The sequence below is a fragment of the Streptomyces sp. NPDC093795 genome (assembly GCF_044764665.1).
GTDB lineage: Bacteria > Actinomycetota > Actinomycetes > Streptomycetales > Streptomycetaceae > Streptomyces.
In genome coordinates this window covers 163,607-179,729 of record NZ_JBIWIO010000008.1, presented here as the reverse complement: position 1 = coordinate 179,729, position 16,123 = coordinate 163,607, and the positions used below count along the sequence as shown (strand labels likewise).

Below are 16,123 nucleotides of genomic sequence, written 5' to 3'. Positions count from 1 at the left end.
TTCACTCCCGCACTGCTCACTCGGACTCCCTGTGTGATGCCCTGGTGCCGTTTGTGCTGTGGTGGTGCGTGTCCAGACTGGCCGCGTTCCGCGGCCGGCGATGTAGCCGTTTACACAACCGGTGGAGATTCGTCCGCCGGGGCTGCGCCGGGGCGTGCGCGCCCCTCCGCGAGCAGGATCAGGACCCGCATGTCGATGACGACGACGGTGCGGTTCGCGGTGCGGACCACGTCCTGTTCCCGCAGCAGGCGCAGCGCCTTGGCCACTGCCTCCCGGGTGGCTCCGATGGCCGCCGCCAGGTCGTGCTGGGGTAGTGGAAGTTCGAGTACGGTCCCGGTGTCGGCCCGCCGTCCGGCACGTTCGGCCAGTTCGACGAGCCGGGCGGCGAGACGCTGGAGGACGGTCTCGGACGCGAGGGCGCGGCGTTCGACGTCGGCGCTGCGCAGCCGGGTGGCGAGCTGGCGCATGACGAGCGCGGTGGCGTGCGGCCGGGCGGCGAGGAAGTGCCGGAACCGGTCCCCGGAGATGGCCACGGCCTCGACCGTGCCGAGCGCGGTGACGCTGGCGCTGCGCGGGCGCCGGTCGACGGCGGCGAGGTCTCCGACGACCTCGCCGGCGCCGCGGAGGGCGAGGATGAGCCGCGATCCGCGCTCGGTGCCCACGGAGACGACGGACCAGCCGGAGAGGAGCGCGAGGACGAAGGCGCTGGTGTCGCGTTCGCGGATCATCACCTCCCCCGGTTCGTAGACGCGCCGGGCGCCCTCGGTGAGCAGGAACCGCCGGTCGGCCGCCGGGAGGGCGTGGAGGAAGGAGCGGTCCTGGCCGAAGAGACTCACCGTCCGCTCACCCCCGTACCGTCCTCGGGCCCTCCGGGGAAGACCGCCCACCGGTGATCGACCGGCGCGTTCGCGTGTGTGTTCTCACCTCATGTGTCGTGCCACGTCACGTTGTTGACGCTGCGTCACGTCATGGGGTGAAGAACGCTAGAGGGTGCGGAAGAAACGCGTCAACGGGCACGGGGGGCGCAGGGGAGCGCCGCGACCGGCCCCCCTGCGCCCCCCGGCCGGGGCCGTGCGCCGACCTCGCGGAGCCGGGTCGAACACCACGCGAAAGCAGTGCGAGAGCGACATGAAGACCTTGCGGAGACCACGCGAAGACCGCTGAGGCCGGCACGGGGGAGTCTCCGGCCGGGCCAGGTCCGGCGGGAGCCGGGCGGAAGCCGGAACGGAGCCGGGCGGAAGCCGGACCGGAGCCGGGCGGAAGCCGGACCGGAGCCGGGCGGGGCTGCGTGCAGCCCCGCCCGGCTCCGGGTCTCCCCGCGCGCCTCACCGCGTCAGAGTCTCGGGTCCACCGGTTCCGATTCCAGGGCCAGGACCGCGAAGACGGCCTCGTGGACGCGCCAGAGGGGTTCGCCTTCCGCCAGGCGGTCGAGGGCTTCGAGGCCGAGGGCGTACTCGCGGAGGGCCAGGGACCGCTTGTGGCCCAGGAAGCGCTGACGGAGGCGCTCCAGGTTCTCCGGGCGGGTGTACTCGGGGCCGTAGATGATCCGCAGGTACTCCCGGCCGCGCACCTTCACCCCGGGCTGCGCGAGCCGGCCCTTGGGGTCGCGGACGAGCGCCGCCAGCGGCTTGACGACCATGCCCTCGCCGCCCGCGCCGGTCATGTCGAGCCACCAGTCGATCCCGGCGCGTACCGAGGCCTCGTCGCCGGTGTCGACGACGAGCCGGCGGGTGAGCTGGAGCAGCCCGGTCGGGTCGTGCTCCACGAGCCGGTCGAGCCAGGCGAGCTGCTCGTCGTGAGGTACGGCGGCGAGCGAGCGTCCGGTCGCGGCGAGCAGCTGGAACGGGGCGAACCGCACACCCTCAAGCCCCTCGGTCGGCCAGCAGTACCTGCGGTACGCCTCCGTGAACGCCGCCGCGTCCGAGGCGCGCTCCCGCTGCTTGGCCAGCAGCCCGTCGATCCCTTCGACCCCGCGCGCCACCGCCTGTTCGAGGGCGGTGACGGCGCCGGGGAAGACGGCACCGGACGCGGCGCCGACCGCCGCGTACTGCGCGCGAAGCAGCCCGGCCGACTTGAGCGACCACGGCATCAGTTCGCCGTCGAGCAGCAGCCAGTCCGCGCCGAGCTCGTCCCAGAGCCCGGCGGCGCCGATCGCCGTGCGCAGCCGCCCGATGACCTCCTCGGTGACGGCCGGGCCCGCGGCGGAGCCGCTGACGGACTCCGTGAAGAAGGGCCGTCCCGTACGGGTGTACAGCGCGCCCGTCACCCCGTCGCCGTCCACGCCGAAGCGCTCGCGCGCCGCCTCGGCGTCCCGGCAGACCAGGGCCACGGCCCGGGAGCCCATGTGCTTCTCCTCGCACACGACCCGCTCGACGCCGTCCGCCCGGTACTGGGCGAAGGCCTCGGCCGGGTGCTCCAGGTAGCCCTCCTCCTTCGAGGTGGCGGTCGGTGCCATCGTCGGCGGCAGGTAGGCGAGCAGCCTCGGGTCGACCGCGAACCGGCTCATCACCTCAAGGGCCGCCGCCGCGTTCTCCTCCCGCACCGCGACGTTGCCGAGGTGCCGCGTCTCCACGATCCGTCGGCCGTGCACGTCCGCGAGGTCCAGGGGGCGCCCCTGGTGCCCGCCCGGCGCCTCGGTCGCGAGCGGCCGGGCCGGCTCGTACCAGACGCGCTCGGCCGGTACGTCGACGAGTTCGCGCTCCGGCCAGCGCAGCGCGGTCATCTTCCCGCCGAAGACCGCTCCGGTGTCGAGACAGATGGTGTTGTTGATCCAGGAGGTGTCCGGCACGGGCGTGTGCCCGTACACGACGGTGGCCCGCCCCCGGTAGTCCTCCGCCCACGGGTAGCGCACCGGCAGCCCGAACTCGTCGGTCTCGCCGGTGGTGTCCCCGTACAGCGCGTGCGAACGCACCCGCCCCGACGTGCGGCCGTGGTACTTCTCCGGCAGGCCGGCGTGGCAGACGACGAGGTTGCCGCCGTCGAGGACGTAGTGGCTGACGAGTCCTTCGATGAACCGGGCGACCTCGGCCCGGAACTCCTCGCTCTCCTGCCCCAGCTGCTCGATCGTCTCGGCGAGACCGTGCGTCTCCTGCACCTTGCGGCCCTTGAGCCAGCGGCCCAGCTTGTTCTCGTGGTTGCCGGGCACGCACAGCGCGTCGCCCGCGGCGACCATCGCCATCACCCGGCGCAGGACGCCCGGGGAGTCGGGCCCCCGGTCGACGAGGTCGCCGACGAAGACGGCCGTACGCCCCTCGGGGTGGTGACCGTCGACGTAACCGAGCTTCGCGAGCAGCGTCTCCAGCTCGGATCGGCAGCCATGGATGTCACCGATGATGTCGAAGGGTCCGGTGAGGTGACGCAGGTCGTTGAAGCGGCGCTCCAGGACGACCTCGGCCTCCTCGACCTCCTCGACGGACCGCAGCACGTGCACCTTGCGGAAGCCCTCGCGCTCCAGGCCGCGCAGCGAACGCCGCAGCTCACGGCGGTGGCGCTGGATGACGTGCGCGGGCATGTCGGCACGGTCGGGCCGTACGGCGTTCCGGGCGCGGCACACGTCCTCGGGCAGGTCGAGGACGATCGCGATGGGCAGCACGTCGTGCGACCTGGCCAGCTGGACGAGCTGGCGCCTGGCCTCCTGCTGCACGTTGGTGGCGTCGACGACGGCGAGCCGCCCCGCCGCGAGCCGCTTGCCCACGATGTAGTGGAGGACGTCGAAGGCGTCCTTGCTCGCCGACTGGTCGTTCTCGTCGTCCGCGACGAGCCCCCGGCAGAAGTCGGAGGAGACGATCTCGGTCGCCTTGAAGTGGCGCCGGGCGAAGGTGGACTTGCCGGAGCCGGTGGCCCCGACGAGCACCACGAGGGACAGGTCGGTGACGGGAAGCGTACGGGTCATGCCGCGACCTCCTTCAAGGTCTCGTCGGTACGGGTGAAGACGGCCATCTGGGTGGGCGGTCCGACCTCGGGGTCGTCGGGGCCGACGGGGACGAACCCGACGTCGTACCCGTGCCGCCCGGCCACCGAGGCCGCCCAGCTCCGGAACTCGTCCCGGGTCCACTCGAAGCGGTGGTCGCGATGCCGGACGTGCCCGGCCGGGAGCGATTCCCAGCGCACGTTGTACTCGACGTTCGGCGTGGTCACGAGGACCGTACGCGGCCGGGCCGAGCCGAACACCGCGTACTCCAGGGCCGGCAGCCGCGGCAGGTCCAGGTGCTCGATCACCTCGCTGAGCACGGCCGCGTCGTAGCCGGTGAGCCGCTTGTCGGTGTACGCGAGCGAGCCCTGCATCAGGTTCACCCGGGCGGCCTGCCGCTCCCCCATCCGGTCGAGCCGCAGCCGGCGCGCGGCCACGGTCAGCGCCCGCACGGAGACGTCGACGCCGACGATCTCGGTGTAGCGCGGGTCCTTGAGCAGGGCCTGCACCAACTGCCCCTGCCCACAGCCCAGATCGAGCACCCGGGCCGCTCCCGCCGTCTCCAGGGCGCCGAGGATCGCCTCCCGGCGCTGCTCGGCCAGCGGCACCGGCCGTTCCTCGGTGTCGGTCGACTCGTCCACGGCGTTGTCGACGTCGTCGACGTCCAGGCCCTCGGCCTCGGCGAGCCGCACCAGTTCGAGCCGCTCCGTCGCCTCGCGGGCCAGGCCCCAGCGACGGGAGAGATAGCGGGCCGTGATCAGCTTCCGCTCGGGATGTCCTGCGAGCCAGCCGTCACCGGCGCGAAGCAGCTTGTCGACCTCGTCGGGCGCCACCCAGTAGTGCTTGGCGTCGTCGAGGACCGGCAGCAGGACGTAGAGGTGGTTGAGGGCGTCCGCGAGCCGCAGCTCGCCCTCAAGGACCAGCCGTACGTAACGGGAGTCGCCCCACTGGGGGAACTCCGCGTCGAGCGCCACCGGCTCGGCGTCCACCGTGTCCCAGCCCAGCGGCCCGAACAGCGCGCACACCAGGTCGGCGCCGCCCCTGGCGGGCAGCACGGGGACCTCGACGCGCAGCGGCAGCGGCGCGGCGGCCCGCTCGGGCATCGCCTTGCACACGCCGTGCAGCGCCGTCTTGAAGACCGCGGCGAGGGCGACGGCGAGCAGCGAGGACGCGGCGTAGGGCCGGTCGTTCACGTACTGCGCGAGCGCGGAGTCCGGGGCGCCGCCCCGGCCCTTGCCCTTGCCGCGGCGCACCAGCGCCACGGGGTCCACCTCCAGGAGAAGTGCCGCCGTGCACCGCTCGGCGCTCGCCTCGGGGTAGAGGACATGCGCCGTGCCGTGGGAAGTCGAGAACGCCTGCGCCCGCTCGGGATGCTTGTGCAGCAGAAAGCCGAGATCGGTCGCGGGACGCTCCTGGTCGCCGGTCGTACTGATCGTCAGGAACACCCGTCCGAGTATGGTTCCCCTCTCCCCTCCCGACCAGGCATTTTCCCGGGACCCAGGGCCCGGGACCCGGGACCCGGGACCGGGGGCGGGGGCCCGACAGCGGGTGCGGAGCGGCCGGGGGCGAGGCTGGGGGCGGGGCGGGGGCCGAGGGCGGCCGGGGTGTGGTTCAGGCTCTGCCCTCGGTGGCCAGTGACTCCGCGAGCGCGGTGATCGTGGCCGGGCCCACCCGGCAGCAGCCGCCGACGAGCCGGGCGCCGGCCGCCGCCCAGGCGGTGGCGTGGGCCGGGTCGAAGGCCATGTCCCCCCGCCAGCCCCGCGCACCCGCGTCCCACCGCTCGCCGCTGTTGGGATAGACCACAGCCGGCTTCCCGGTCACGGCCGCGGCCACCTCCACGGCCGCCCCGGCCTCCGCCGGGTCGCAGCAGTTGACGCCGACCGCGAGGACGCCGTCGTTCCCGGCGGCCACCGCGAAGGCCTCCGCCAGGTCCTGTCCGGCCCGGGTCCGCCCGCCCTCGACCGTGTACGAGAGCCACACGGGCACCCCGCACCCCTCGGCCGCCCGCAGCAGCGCCTCCGCCTCGACCACGTCCGGAACGGTCTCCAGGGCGAGCACGTCCGGCCCCGCCGCCGCGAGCACCTCGATCCGGGGCCGGTGGAACGCTTCGAGCTCCCGTACGGACAGCCCGTACCGCCCCCGGTACTCGCTGCCGTCCGCGAGCATCGCGCCGTACGGCCCCACGGACGCGGCGACCCAGACCTCCTCCCGTACCCCGTCCGCCGCCGCCCTGGCGAGCTCCACGCTCCGCGCGAGGAGCCGGGCCGCCTCCTCACGGCCCACGCCCCGCCGGGCGAAGCCCTCGAAGGTCGCCTGGTAGCTGGAGGTGATCAGCACCCGGGCACCGGCCCGTACGTACGCCGCGTGGGCCGCCTCGATCTGCTCGGGTGCGTCGGCGAGGAGCCGCGCGGACCAGAGCGCGTCCGAGAGGTCGCAGCCCTGTGCCTCCAGTTGGTTGGACAGCCCGCCGTCGAGGACGAGGACTCCCGCCCCGAGGGCTTCGGCGAGCGCGGGGACCGGCTTCATCGGATCGCCCCTCTCATCCCAGCTGCGACTGGACCCGCGCGGAGATCAGCTCCAGGTGGTCCAGGTCGTCCAGGTCCAGGACCTGGAGGTAGACCCGGGAGGAGCCGATGTCCGCGTACCGCCCGAGCTTCTCGACGACCTCGGCGGGCGAGCCCGCGAGACCGTTCGCCTTCAGCTCGTCCACGTCCCGTCCGATGGCGGCGGCCCTGCGGGCCACCTCGGCGTCGTCCTTGCCGACACAGACCACCAGCGCGTTGGAGTACACCAGGTCGTCGGGCGCCCGCCCGGCCTCCTCGGCCGCGGCCCGCACCCGGCCGAACTGGCGCTCGCTCTCCTCCAGGGAGGCGAAGGGGATGTTGAACTCGTCCGCGTACCGCGCGGCCAGGCGTGGCGTGCGGGTCGCGCCGTGCCCGCCGATCAGGACCGGGATCCTGTCCTGGGCGGGCTTGGGCAGCGCGGGAGAGTCGGTGAGCTGGTAGAACTCCCCGTCGTAGCTGAAGGTCTTGCCGACCTCGGTCTCCCACAGGCCGGTGACGATCGCCAGCTGCTCCTCGAGGCGGCCGAACTTCTCCTTCGGGAACGGAATGCCGTAGGCCTTGTGCTCCTCCTCGAACCAGCCCGCACCGAGGCCCAGTTCGACCCGGCCACCGGACATCCGGTCGACCTGGGCGACCTGGATGGCGAGGACACCGGGAAGCCGGAAGGTGCCGGCGGTCATCAGCGTGCCGAGGCGGATCCGCTTGGTCTCCCGGGCGAGCCCGGCGAGCGTGATCCAGGCGTCCGTCGGTCCGGGCAGCCCGTCGGCCGAGCCCATGCTGAGATAGTGGTCGGAGCGGAAGAAGGCGTCGAATCCGAGCTCCTCGGTGGCCCGTGCCACCGTGAGGAGGGTGTCGTAGTCGGCTCCCTGCTGGGGTTCCGTGAAGATGCGAAGATCCATGCCTCCATCCTGCACCGTCGGGTGCGTGTCAACCTGTCCGTCAGCGCGTTGTCCGCCCCGGCTCGGTCGGGTGAATATCCGGCCCCCTGGCGGGCCGCGTCCTCCCCGGCCAGTGACCGGGGCCCGGCGCCCGTCGTTGGCTCGGGCGGAGCCGGACCGCCCGGCCCACGTGCCGGCGGCCGCTGCCGGTGCGTCGCTCTCACTCGTGACCCCGCCCTCGGCGGCGCGGGGTCCGGGCCGAGGAGGTCCCCATGTCCCAGGAAGCCGCGCCGGAGCGGGCCGTTCCCGAGCAGCAGCCGGTACCGCAGTCCGTGCCCGAGCAGAAGGGAACCGGCGCCCCCAAGGGTCTGCTCCAGCAGATGGAGGAGCTGATGGCGGCGCTCTCCGCCGACCTCTCCCAGCTGGACGCGGACCTTCAGTCCACGTCCGACGCGCAGTCCCCGCCCGACTTCCGGCCCACGCCCGGCCTCCGGTCCACGCCCGACCGCCACGAGCCGGCCCAGCACGAGCCGCACCAGCCGCAGTCGCAGATGCATCCGCGCGAGCGCGACCACCAGCCCCAGCAGCGCCACCAGCCCCAGCGCGAGCAGGTCCGCCCGGAGCGTCCCGGCCTCTAGAAGTCCCGCGTCTCCGGCCGGTCGCCGCGCGCCGCTCACCACCGGCCCCGTCCGGGGCCCGCGCGGCCTCGGGCGGCGTCGGGAGGGCGGGCCCGCTCCCCGTCCCGCACGGCGAGACGCCGCAGCATCCCGCGCACCCGGTCGCTCGACTCGTCGGCGGCGTCGATGGCCTCGATGCACTGCCAGTAGAGCCCCTCCTCGTCGGTGGCGCACGCCACGCCGACCAGCGCGATGCCCACCTCCCCGAGCAGCTCCCCGAGCAGGGTCAACGCCCCACTCGGGTCCGCCACTTCGGACAGCTGGGTCGCTCGCGGCCCTCCGGCGCCCCACGTCGGGTACTCTCCCGTCTCGCTCAGCCCCCGCGCCTCGCCGCGCAGCTCCTGCGGTCCGCAGAGCGCGAGATGGTTCCCTATCGCCTGGGCGAGCGCCTGGGCCTGCCAGGCCTCCACCACGATGTCCTGTGCCGTTCCGCTCTCGGCCAGCGCCTGCCGGCCAAGCGCGATGAGTCGCTCCGCTTCCATCAACGCCGCCCCCGTTCGTACGACTTATCTGCCCACTGAGTCCACTACCCAGAGTGAAGCCGCCTGAGCCCCGTCACCAGGGGAATTCGGAAATCTGTGGACAGGAAGCTCGACGGGGAAAAGTTCCTCACTCCGAAGAGTGACGATCGTCGGCCGCATCCCCCTTCTCACCCCCTCCGCCCCGCCTCCGGACGGGAAATCGGACCTCGTTCCGGTCGATCTTCGCCGCGAGCGCGGTCAGCGGATCGACCCCGAGCACCGCGCAGAACTGGAGCAGGTAGGCGAGGACGTCCGCCACCTCGTCGGCGACCCGGTGCGCGGAACCGGGTTCGTCCATGACCCGCTCCGCCTGCTCGGGCGTCAACCACTGGAAGATCTCCAGGAGTTCGGATGCCTCCACGCTGAGCGCCGCCGCCAGGTTCTTGGGCGTGTGGTAGGGCTGCCAGTCGCGGGCGGCCGCGAACTCGACCAACCTGCGCTGCAGTCCCGCTACGTCGTTGTCCGTCACGCGCTCAGGTCTATCACCGTGACCATCAGGCACTCAGACCACCACCGTCACCATCAGGCACTCAGGTCCACCCTCGTCCCCCTCAGGCACTCAGGTCCACCACCGTCACCCCGGGCACCCGGCGCGCCTCCTCCGCCGCCCCGGACCCGACCGTTCCCGCGACCCGGATGTGTCCGTCGGCGGCGATGCCCGTGGCGAGGCGGAGCAGTTCGCCCACCTGCCGCCCGTCGAGCCCCCGGTCGAGGCCGTCGGCGAGCAGCGTCAGGGACTGCATGGCGTCGGGCACCTCGGCGAGCTGGTCCATCGCCAGCACTCCCGGGCCGGTGAGGAGGGTGAGGGCGAGCGCCAGATAGCGCAGTTCCCCGTCGCCGAGGCGGCCGAGCGGGGTCGCGGGCCGGGACCCTCGTTCGAGGACCGCGAGGACCGTGCCCTCCGGGAGCTCCCGCACCCCGAGACCGGCGACAGATCCCGCGCAGCCAGCCGCCGCCACGGCCGCGAGGCGGTGGTGGCGGCGCGGGCACTCCGTGTGGGTGCGGTGCAGCACCTCGGCGAGGTTGCCGCAGCCCCGCCGCAGCCGTCCCTCGCCGGGGAGGACGGGGGCCCGCATCCGCTCGGGCCGGGGGTCGCAGGCGAAGGCGGACCGCAGCCCGATGACCATCTGTTCGGCGGCGGCCAGGACCTCCAGCTGCCCGGGGGTCTTCCCCGCGACCCGCAGCGGCAGCAGCGCCGTACCGAGGAGGTCGTCGGGGAGCGGTGCCCGGGTGACGGGGGTGGATCCGGCCGTGTGCCACTCGGCCTGGACGCTGGTGCGGCCGGGGTCGCGGAGGGCGGTGGCGAGCAGGGTGCGGCCGCGTCCGGTGAGTCGCTCGCCGACGATACGGAGCCGGGGTTCGGCCTGGACGGCGAGGTCCAGGTGGACCGGGCCTTCCGGTCCGTCGACCGTGCATCCGATCCGGAAGCCGCGCCTGCCCTGGGCGTCGGGCCGGGCCCGCTCGGGGACGCAGTCGGCGGCGTCGGGGAACACCTCGTCGAGCGGGTCGCCCGCGCCGAGCCGGGCCAGTGCCTCGTACGCCCGCAGGGTGGTGGACTTGCCGCTGCCGCTGGGTCCGGTGAAGAGGGTGACCGGTCCCAGCGGGTGCACGGCGGCGCGGTGTCCCGCGAACGCGGACAGGCGCAGCTCGGTGACGGCGGGCCGTGCCTGGAGCCGCCCGCCTCCACCCCCACGGGCGGCCTCCCCGTCGGCCCTCCGCCCGGGCCCGCCCCGAGGCCGGTTCTCCGACGCGGCCGGCCCCCGCGCCTCGGGGACGGAGACACGCGGACCGGACGGCGCACCGGCTCGGGCGGGGGCCACGGCGGAAAGGGCTCCGCCGTTGGGAGAGCCGGTGTACGTGCCCGTGTGCGTACCCGCGTGCGTGCCGGAGGAAGGCGCAACGGTCGTGGAGTGGTCGAGCGTGAAGCCGCCGGTGAGGTCCATGCCCGGACCGTACGCAGTTCATTCCGTGACGAACCGTTACGTCGAGATGACCTTCCTACGAACGGGGGACCCCGGCGGTCCTGCCGCCGACGGCGCCCTCCTCGTCCTCGCCCTCCGCGCCCTCGACCTCCGTGCCGGCCGGGGCGAGAAGAAAAACGTTCCGGTCGACGCGGTGCATCACGCTGCCGAGTCCGAAGACGACGCCGCTGCTGAAGTCGAGGATGCGCTTGGCGACCTCGGTGTCGGCGCTCGTCAGGTCCAGGAGCACCGGGATCTGGGCGATGAGGTAGTCGGCGACCTCACGGGCGTCGGCGAACACCTGGACGCGGAGCACGACCATACGGCGCTGCTCGACGGATTCGTACTGCTCGGGGATCGTGCGGTGGTCGACCCTGGACGGCCATTCGTCACGGCCGCGCAGGGGCACGACCTGGGCGAGGCCCTCCCACTGCTCGTCGGTGACGTCGTACCTCTCGTACCTACTCATGACCCCATCCTCCCGCTCCTCACCCGTTCGGCCCAACAACGACACGAGGTGATGCCCGGATGACGGAGGTGAGGGGTCAGTGGTCGGACCTCTTGTCGGCCTCGGCATCGGCCACCATTCTGCGCAGCACCTTGAGCGCGGTCACGTACTCCTCGTCGCTGATGCCCTCGTGGACCACGGCACGCACCTCGGTCGCAAGCGCCCGGATCCTGACCCGGGCTGCCTGGTGGCGGTGGGCGTGAGGGCTGCGGGAGTCTGCGAGTCCGTGATCACTGCGCTACTTTCCTCCGGCTCCGGCAGTTCGCGCGCGGCCGGGCGGTGCGTCGCGGGCGTCGGCCCACAGGGACCGTACGTGGCCGAGGTGGCGGCGCATGCACGCCTCCGCGCCGCGGGCGTCGCCGGCGAGCATCAGGTCAAGGAGTTCGAGGTGTTCCTCGGCGGAGGAGACGAGTTTGCCCGCCTCGTCCAGGCCGGTCAGACCGTAGAGGCGGGAGCGCTTGCGCAGCTCCCCCACCGTCTCGACCAGGCGTTCGTTGCCGCAGAGGGCGAGCAGCGCGAGATGGAAGCGGCGGTCCGCCTCCAGGTAGCCGATGAGATCGTGCTCCCGGGCGCGGGAGACGATCTCCTCCGCGACCGGGCGCAGTGCCTCCAGCTGCTCCCGGTCGGCCTTCCTCGTGACGCGGCCGATGGTGGGGACCTCGATGAGGGTGCGCAGTTCGGTGAACTGGTCGAGGTCCCGTTCGCTGACCTCGGTGATACGGAAGCCCTTGTTACGGACGGGTTCGACCAGGCCCTCCCGGGCCAGGTCGAGCATGGCCTCGCGGACGGGCGTCGCCGAGACGCCGAGGTCGCTCGCGAGCCCGGGGGCCGAGTAGACCTGGCCGGGCCGCAGTTCACCGGCGATCAGGGCCGCGCGGAGGGCGTGCCCGACCTGGTCACGGAGCCTCTCCTGCGCCCTGACGAGGCCGTACTGCTTCAGGTCACCCATCGTGCGTCCTCCGAGAAGTCAGGGAGGAGCATCGTACAATGTCACGTTTCTCCTTCCGGGGTACGGGAGTTACCGCGTTCCTTCGCGGTCAGAGCAGGAAGCCGGCGGGGAACGGGTCCTCGGGGTCGAGGAAGTACTGGGCCGTGCCGGTGATCCAGGCGCGGCCCGTCACCGTCGGCACGACGGCGGGCCGGCCGGCCACTTCCGTCTCCTCGACGATCCGCCCCGTGAACTCGGTGCCGATGAAGGATTCGTTGACGAAGTCGACGCCGGGGGCGAGCAGTCCACGGGCGTGCAACTGCGCAAGCCTGGCACTGGTCCCGGTGCCGCACGGCGAGCGGTCGAACCAGCCGGGGTGGATGGCCATGGCGTGGCGTGACCGGGCCGCGTCGGAGCCGGGCGCGGCGAGGTAGACGTGCTTCACCCCGGCGATGCCCGGGTCCTCCGGGTGGACGGGCCGGTCGGGGCCCCCGTTGACCGCCTCCATGACGGCAAGGCCCGCGGCGAGCAGCTCGTCCTTGTGGGCGCGGTCGAACGGCAGCCCCAGGGATTCGAGGGCGACGAAGGCGTAGAAGTTGCCCCCGTAGGCGAGGTCGTAGGTGACGGTGCCGTACCCGGGCACGTCCGCCTTGAGGTCGAGTCCCGCGGCGAAGGAGGGCACGTTGGTGAGGGTGACCGCGCACGCCCGTCCGTCCTCGACACGGACGTCGACGCTCACCAGGCCCGCCGGGGTGTCCAGGCGGACGGTGGTCACCGGTTCGACGACCGGCACCATTCCCGTCTCGACGAGGACGGTGGCGACGCCGATGGTGCCGTGGCCGCACATCGGGAGGAGCCCGGACACCTCGATGAACAGGACGCCGTAGTCGGCGTCGGGGCGGGTGGGCGGCTGGAGGATCGCGCCGCTCATCGCCGCGTGGCCGCGCGGCTCGTACATGAGGAGGGTACGGACGTGGTCCAGGTGCTCGACGAAGTGGAGCCGCTTCTCTGCCATCGTGGCGCCGGGGATCACCCCGACGCCGCCGGTGATCACCCGGGTGGGCATGCCTTCGGTGTGGGAGTCCACAGCGTGGTAGACGTGACGGGTGCGCATGGGTCCCCTTCGGGTCTGTGTACGGAGTATGGGCGCCGGGCTGCCGGAAGCTACGCGTGGCCCTCCGCGAGGGCCTTCTCCGTCGCGGCCCGTACGACCGCCTCCTGCTCCGGTGTCAGCGGGACGCGCGGCGCCCGGGTGGGGCCGCCGGGGCGGCCCGCGAGGTCCATGGACAGTTTGATCGCCTGGACGAACTCGATCTTCGAGTCCCAACGGAAGAGCGAGTGCAGGGATTTGTAGAGCGGAAGCGCCGTTTCGAGGTCTCCGGCGACGGCCGCGCGGTAGAGCGTGGCGCAGGTGCGCGGCAGGGCGTTGGGGTAGCCGGCGACCCAGCCGACCGCTCCGGCGAGGGCGAGTTCGAGGAGGACGTCGTCCGCGCCGACGAGCAGGTCGAGGCCCGGGGCGAGTTCGGCGATCTCGTAGGCGCGGCGGACGTCCCCGCTGAACTCCTTCACCGCGACGATGCTGCCGTCGGCGTGCAGGCGGGCGAGGAGGGCGGGGGTGAGGTCGACCTTGGTGTCGAGGGGGTTGTTGTACGCGACGACGGGCAGCCCGGCCGCCGCGACCTCGGCGTAGTGGGCGCGTACGGAACGCTCGTCGGCCCGGTAGGCGTTGGGCGGCAGGAGCAGCACCGAACCGGCCCCGGCCTCGGCGGCCTGCTCGGCCCACCGCCGGGCGTCCGCGCTGCCGTACGCGGAGACGCCGGGCATGACCCGGTCGCCGTCCCCGGCCGCTTCGACGGCGGTCCGTACGACGTGGGCGCGCTCCGCGTCGGTGAGGGTCTGGTACTCGCCGAGCGAGCCGTTCGGTACGACGCCGTCGCAGCCCTGGGAGATCAGCCAGGCGACGTGGCGGGCGTAGGCGCCGTGGTCGACGGAGCCGTCCTCGCGGAGGGGGAGGGCGGTGGCGACCATGATTCCGTGCCAGGGGTGGGCGCGGTGCACAGGGGTTTGCTCGTGGGACATGAAGGAACTCCCTTGTGTGGTGTGTGACATTTTACTGATGGGCGGAGGAGCCACAAGGGCCCGTGCACGAGGGGAATTTGACGATTGATCAGATCTCGTCGCGGCTCGTCGCCGGTTCCGGCAGTTCGGCCAGGTGTCGCAGGGGTACGGGGCAGGACAGCGGGCGTCGCTCCGGGGGCCCGTCAGGGGCGGCACCCGGCTGCCGCCCCGCGAGGGCCGACACGGCGGGGCCGCACATCCGGCCCTGGCACCAGCCCATCCCGGCGCGGGTGAACAGCTTGACCGTACGGGCGTCCCGCGCGCCGAGCGTCTCGACGGCCTCCGTGACGCGGGCGACGGGCACCTCCTCGCAGCGGCAGATCTCGGTGTCCTCCCGCAGCCAGTCCACCCACCCCGCGCCCGGCCGGTGCACGGCCCCCATCGCCTCGGCGAACCCGCGCAGTCGGTCGCGGTGGCGTCGCCGCGCGGCCGCCGTCGGGCGGTCGGCGGGGAGCTTCGGCGGCCGGACTCCCAGGAGGGTTCGGGCCACGGAGGCGGCCGCCAACTCGCCTTCCAGGAGCGCCAGTCGTGCCCCGCCGATGCCGCCGGGTTCACCGGCCGCCCAGATGCCGGGGACGGAGGTCGACTGGTCGGTGTCGAGGACGAGGGCGGATGTTCCGTCGGCGGCTGTCCGGGTCGCACAGCCGAGGGTGGTGGCCAGTTCCACCTGGGGTACGAGCCCGTGGCCGACCGCGAGCGCGTCGCACGGGATCCGCCGCCCGGTGCCGGGTACGGGACGCCAGTCGGCATCGATCCGCGCCACGGTGACCGCCTCCACGCGGTCGGTACCGTGCGCTTCGACGACCGCGTGGCGGGTGAGGAGCCTGACCCCGTGCCGCAGCAACGCGCCTCCGTGCAGGGCGCCTTCGGTGAGCTTCGCGGGGTTACGCAGCAAGGCGGGCGCGAATCCGGCGTACCCCCGGTACGTCCCCGCCTCGACGACGGCGGGGACGCGTGCGCCCGCCTCCGCGAGTGATCCCGCGACCGCCAGGAGCAGCGGACCGCTGCCGGCCACGACGACGCGGCGCCCCGGCAGGACGAGCCCGCTCTTGAGCATGGCCTGCGCGCCCCCGGCCGCGACGACCCCGGGCAGGGTCCAGCCCGGGAAGGGCAGTTGACGTTCGTACGAGCCGGTGGCCAGGAGCACGGCACGGGCCCGTACGGTCACGGCGGTGTCGTCGCCGGTGACGACGGCGTGCAGCCGCCAAGCGGGGCCCTCGGGCACCACGGTCCAGACGTGACAACGCGGGCGATAGGTCACCCGCCCGGAACGCACGAGCCCGTCCAGGGCCGCCGCCCGGCGGGCGAACGCACGCCAGCCGTGATGGAGCGCCTCAGGCCGGAGCGCGCCGAGCTCGGGCGCGGGATGCCGGTAGTACTGGCCACCGGGCCGGTCCCCGGCGTCGAGCAGCACGACCCGAAGCCCGAGCCGAGCCGCCTCCACGGCCGCGGCGAGGCCGGCTGGCCCCGCGCCGATGATGGCGAGGTGGGGTGGGTTGGGCGGGCCGACTGGGTAGGCCGGGTCGGCTGGGTAGGCCGGGTCGGCTGGGTAGGCCGGGTCGGCTGGGTAGGCCGGGACCGCCGGGTCGGCAGGGTCGGCAGGGTCGGCCGAATCCGCCAGGTTGGCCGGGTCGGCCTGGTTCGCCGGATCCGCCAGGTAGGCCGGATCCGCCAGGTAGGCCGGGTCGGCTGGGTCCGCCGGGCTTGCCTGACCGGCCGGGTCCGCAGGGGCGGCGTCAGACGGTGAGGTCGGCACGGCCGGTCCCTTCCTGTGTCGTGACGGTGTCACCGGGGCGGGCGGGAGTGAGGCAGGCACGCTGGTTGGGGCGCCCGTTGACAGTGACGAGGCAGTCGTAGCAGCTGCCCATCCCGCAGAAGACACCGCGCGGTGCCCCCGAGACGCGCGTGGTGCGCCAGGTCAGGATGCCCGCGCTCCACAGTGCGGCCGCGAGGGACTGCCCGGCCAGCGCGGGCACCGTGCGCCCGTCGAAGGCCACGGTGAACGCGTCCGTGGCCGACCCGCCGACGAGCGAACGCGGGGTGCGGGCTGCGGACGCG

The 16,123-nt window shown here is 73.4% G+C and carries 14 protein-coding genes and 2 pseudogenes; 1 reads left to right on the top strand and 15 read right to left on the bottom strand.

Translation table 11 applies throughout. The annotated features are described in order from the left end of the window. Positions 1-110: 110 nt before the first annotated feature. From ACIRB7_RS22435 to ACIRB7_RS22415, 5 genes are all read right to left on the bottom strand, one after another. A complete protein-coding gene (locus ACIRB7_RS22435) occupies positions 111-836 on the bottom strand; it encodes a Crp/Fnr family transcriptional regulator (protein ID WP_403601395.1) in 726 nt (241 codons plus the stop codon). Positions 837-1,333: 497 nt separating this feature from the next. After that, positions 1,334-3,892, bottom strand: coding sequence for a polynucleotide kinase-phosphatase (locus tag ACIRB7_RS22430; RefSeq protein WP_403601393.1), 2,559 nt, complete (start codon positions 3,890-3,892; stop codon positions 1,334-1,336). Then, positions 3,889-5,355 (bottom strand): 3' terminal RNA ribose 2'-O-methyltransferase Hen1, encoded by a 1,467-nt coding sequence (locus ACIRB7_RS22425; protein ID WP_403601390.1) that lies wholly within the window; start codon positions 5,353-5,355, stop codon positions 3,889-3,891. Before ACIRB7_RS22425 ends, ACIRB7_RS22430 begins: the two co-directional genes overlap by 4 nt. 166 nt (positions 5,356-5,521) lie before the next feature. Continuing rightward, complete coding sequence (gene mmuM, locus ACIRB7_RS22420; RefSeq protein WP_403601387.1) at positions 5,522-6,436, bottom strand: homocysteine S-methyltransferase; 915 nt, start codon at positions 6,434-6,436, stop codon at positions 5,522-5,524. A 13-nt stretch (positions 6,437-6,449) separates the two neighbouring features. Continuing rightward, positions 6,450-7,373 carry an LLM class F420-dependent oxidoreductase gene (locus ACIRB7_RS22415; protein ID WP_403601384.1) on the bottom strand — a complete coding sequence of 308 codons (924 nt, stop codon included), beginning with the start codon at positions 7,371-7,373 and terminating at the stop codon, positions 6,450-6,452. Positions 7,374-7,624: 251 nt separating this feature from the next. On the opposite strand from ACIRB7_RS22415, the gene ACIRB7_RS22410 reads away from it, so the two are divergent. Beyond that, positions 7,625-7,990, top strand: a complete 366-nt coding sequence (locus ACIRB7_RS22410) for a hypothetical protein (protein WP_403601381.1) — start codon at positions 7,625-7,627, stop codon at positions 7,988-7,990. Between the two features lie 35 nt (positions 7,991-8,025). Here ACIRB7_RS22410 and ACIRB7_RS22405 read toward each other — a convergent pair whose 3' ends face one another. The 10 genes and pseudogenes from ACIRB7_RS22405 to ACIRB7_RS22360 all read right to left on the bottom strand — a co-directional run. After that, on the bottom strand, positions 8,026-8,511 hold the full coding sequence (locus ACIRB7_RS22405; protein WP_403601379.1) for a DUF6099 family protein: 486 nt from the start codon (positions 8,509-8,511) through the stop codon (positions 8,026-8,028). A 127-nt stretch (positions 8,512-8,638) separates the two neighbouring features. Further along, a complete protein-coding gene (locus tag ACIRB7_RS22400; RefSeq protein WP_403601376.1) occupies positions 8,639-9,019 on the bottom strand; it encodes a nucleotide pyrophosphohydrolase in 381 nt (126 codons plus the stop codon). Between the two features lie 82 nt (positions 9,020-9,101). Then, positions 9,102-10,493, bottom strand: a complete 1,392-nt coding sequence (locus tag ACIRB7_RS22395) for an ATP-binding protein (RefSeq protein ID WP_403601375.1) — start codon at positions 10,491-10,493, stop codon at positions 9,102-9,104. Positions 10,494-10,548: 55 nt separating this feature from the next. After that, a complete protein-coding gene (locus ACIRB7_RS22390; RefSeq protein ID WP_403601373.1) occupies positions 10,549-10,980 on the bottom strand; it encodes a cell division protein SepF in 432 nt (143 codons plus the stop codon). Between the two features lie 76 nt (positions 10,981-11,056). Further along, positions 11,057-11,206: pseudogene (locus ACIRB7_RS22385) on the bottom strand (MarR family transcriptional regulator); the annotation flags it as partial. 51 nt (positions 11,207-11,257) lie between these two features. Beyond that, the gene (locus ACIRB7_RS22380) at positions 11,258-11,968 is read right to left on the bottom strand and encodes a GntR family transcriptional regulator (RefSeq protein ID WP_403601371.1); all 711 of its coding nucleotides are present in this window, start codon (positions 11,966-11,968) and stop codon (positions 11,258-11,260) included. A gap of 88 nt (positions 11,969-12,056) precedes the next feature. Then, positions 12,057-13,061, bottom strand: coding sequence for a proline racemase family protein (locus tag ACIRB7_RS22375; RefSeq protein ID WP_403601368.1), 1,005 nt, complete (start codon positions 13,059-13,061; stop codon positions 12,057-12,059). Between the two features lie 50 nt (positions 13,062-13,111). Continuing rightward, on the bottom strand, positions 13,112-14,026 hold the full coding sequence (locus tag ACIRB7_RS22370) for a dihydrodipicolinate synthase family protein (protein WP_403601366.1): 915 nt from the start codon (positions 14,024-14,026) through the stop codon (positions 13,112-13,114). An 88-nt stretch (positions 14,027-14,114) separates the two neighbouring features. Next, entirely contained in the window at positions 14,115-15,545 is a 1,431-nt protein-coding gene (locus tag ACIRB7_RS22365) for an FAD-dependent oxidoreductase (RefSeq protein WP_403601830.1), read from the bottom strand. Positions 15,546-15,801: 256 nt separating this feature from the next. Further along, positions 15,802-16,059 (bottom strand): annotated as a pseudogene (locus ACIRB7_RS22360) ((2Fe-2S)-binding protein); the annotation flags it as partial. Positions 16,060-16,123 lie beyond the last annotated feature (64 nt).

Excerpts from the sequence above, each read along its gene's own strand:
- ACIRB7_RS22390 (WP_403601373.1), bottom strand. The coding sequence starts at position 10,980 with ATGAGTAGGTACGAGAGGTACGACGTCACCGACGAGCAGTGGGAGGGC.
- ACIRB7_RS22430 (WP_403601393.1), bottom strand. The coding sequence starts at position 3,892 with ATGACCCGTACGCTTCCCGTCACCGACCTGTCCCTCGTGGTGCTCGTC.
- mmuM (WP_403601387.1), bottom strand. The coding sequence starts at position 6,436 with ATGAAGCCGGTCCCCGCGCTCGCCGAAGCCCTCGGGGCGGGAGTCCTC.
- ACIRB7_RS22380 (WP_403601371.1), bottom strand. The coding sequence starts at position 11,968 with ATGGGTGACCTGAAGCAGTACGGCCTCGTCAGGGCGCAGGAGAGGCTC.
- ACIRB7_RS22410 (WP_403601381.1), top strand. The coding sequence starts at position 7,625 with ATGTCCCAGGAAGCCGCGCCGGAGCGGGCCGTTCCCGAGCAGCAGCCG.
- ACIRB7_RS22405 (WP_403601379.1), bottom strand. The coding sequence starts at position 8,511 with ATGGAAGCGGAGCGACTCATCGCGCTTGGCCGGCAGGCGCTGGCCGAG.
- ACIRB7_RS22395 (WP_403601375.1), bottom strand. The coding sequence starts at position 10,493 with ATGGACCTCACCGGCGGCTTCACGCTCGACCACTCCACGACCGTTGCG.
- ACIRB7_RS22370 (WP_403601366.1), bottom strand. The coding sequence starts at position 14,026 with ATGTCCCACGAGCAAACCCCTGTGCACCGCGCCCACCCCTGGCACGGA.
- ACIRB7_RS22415 (WP_403601384.1), bottom strand. The coding sequence starts at position 7,373 with ATGGATCTTCGCATCTTCACGGAACCCCAGCAGGGAGCCGACTACGAC.
- ACIRB7_RS22375 (WP_403601368.1), bottom strand. The coding sequence starts at position 13,061 with ATGCGCACCCGTCACGTCTACCACGCTGTGGACTCCCACACCGAAGGC.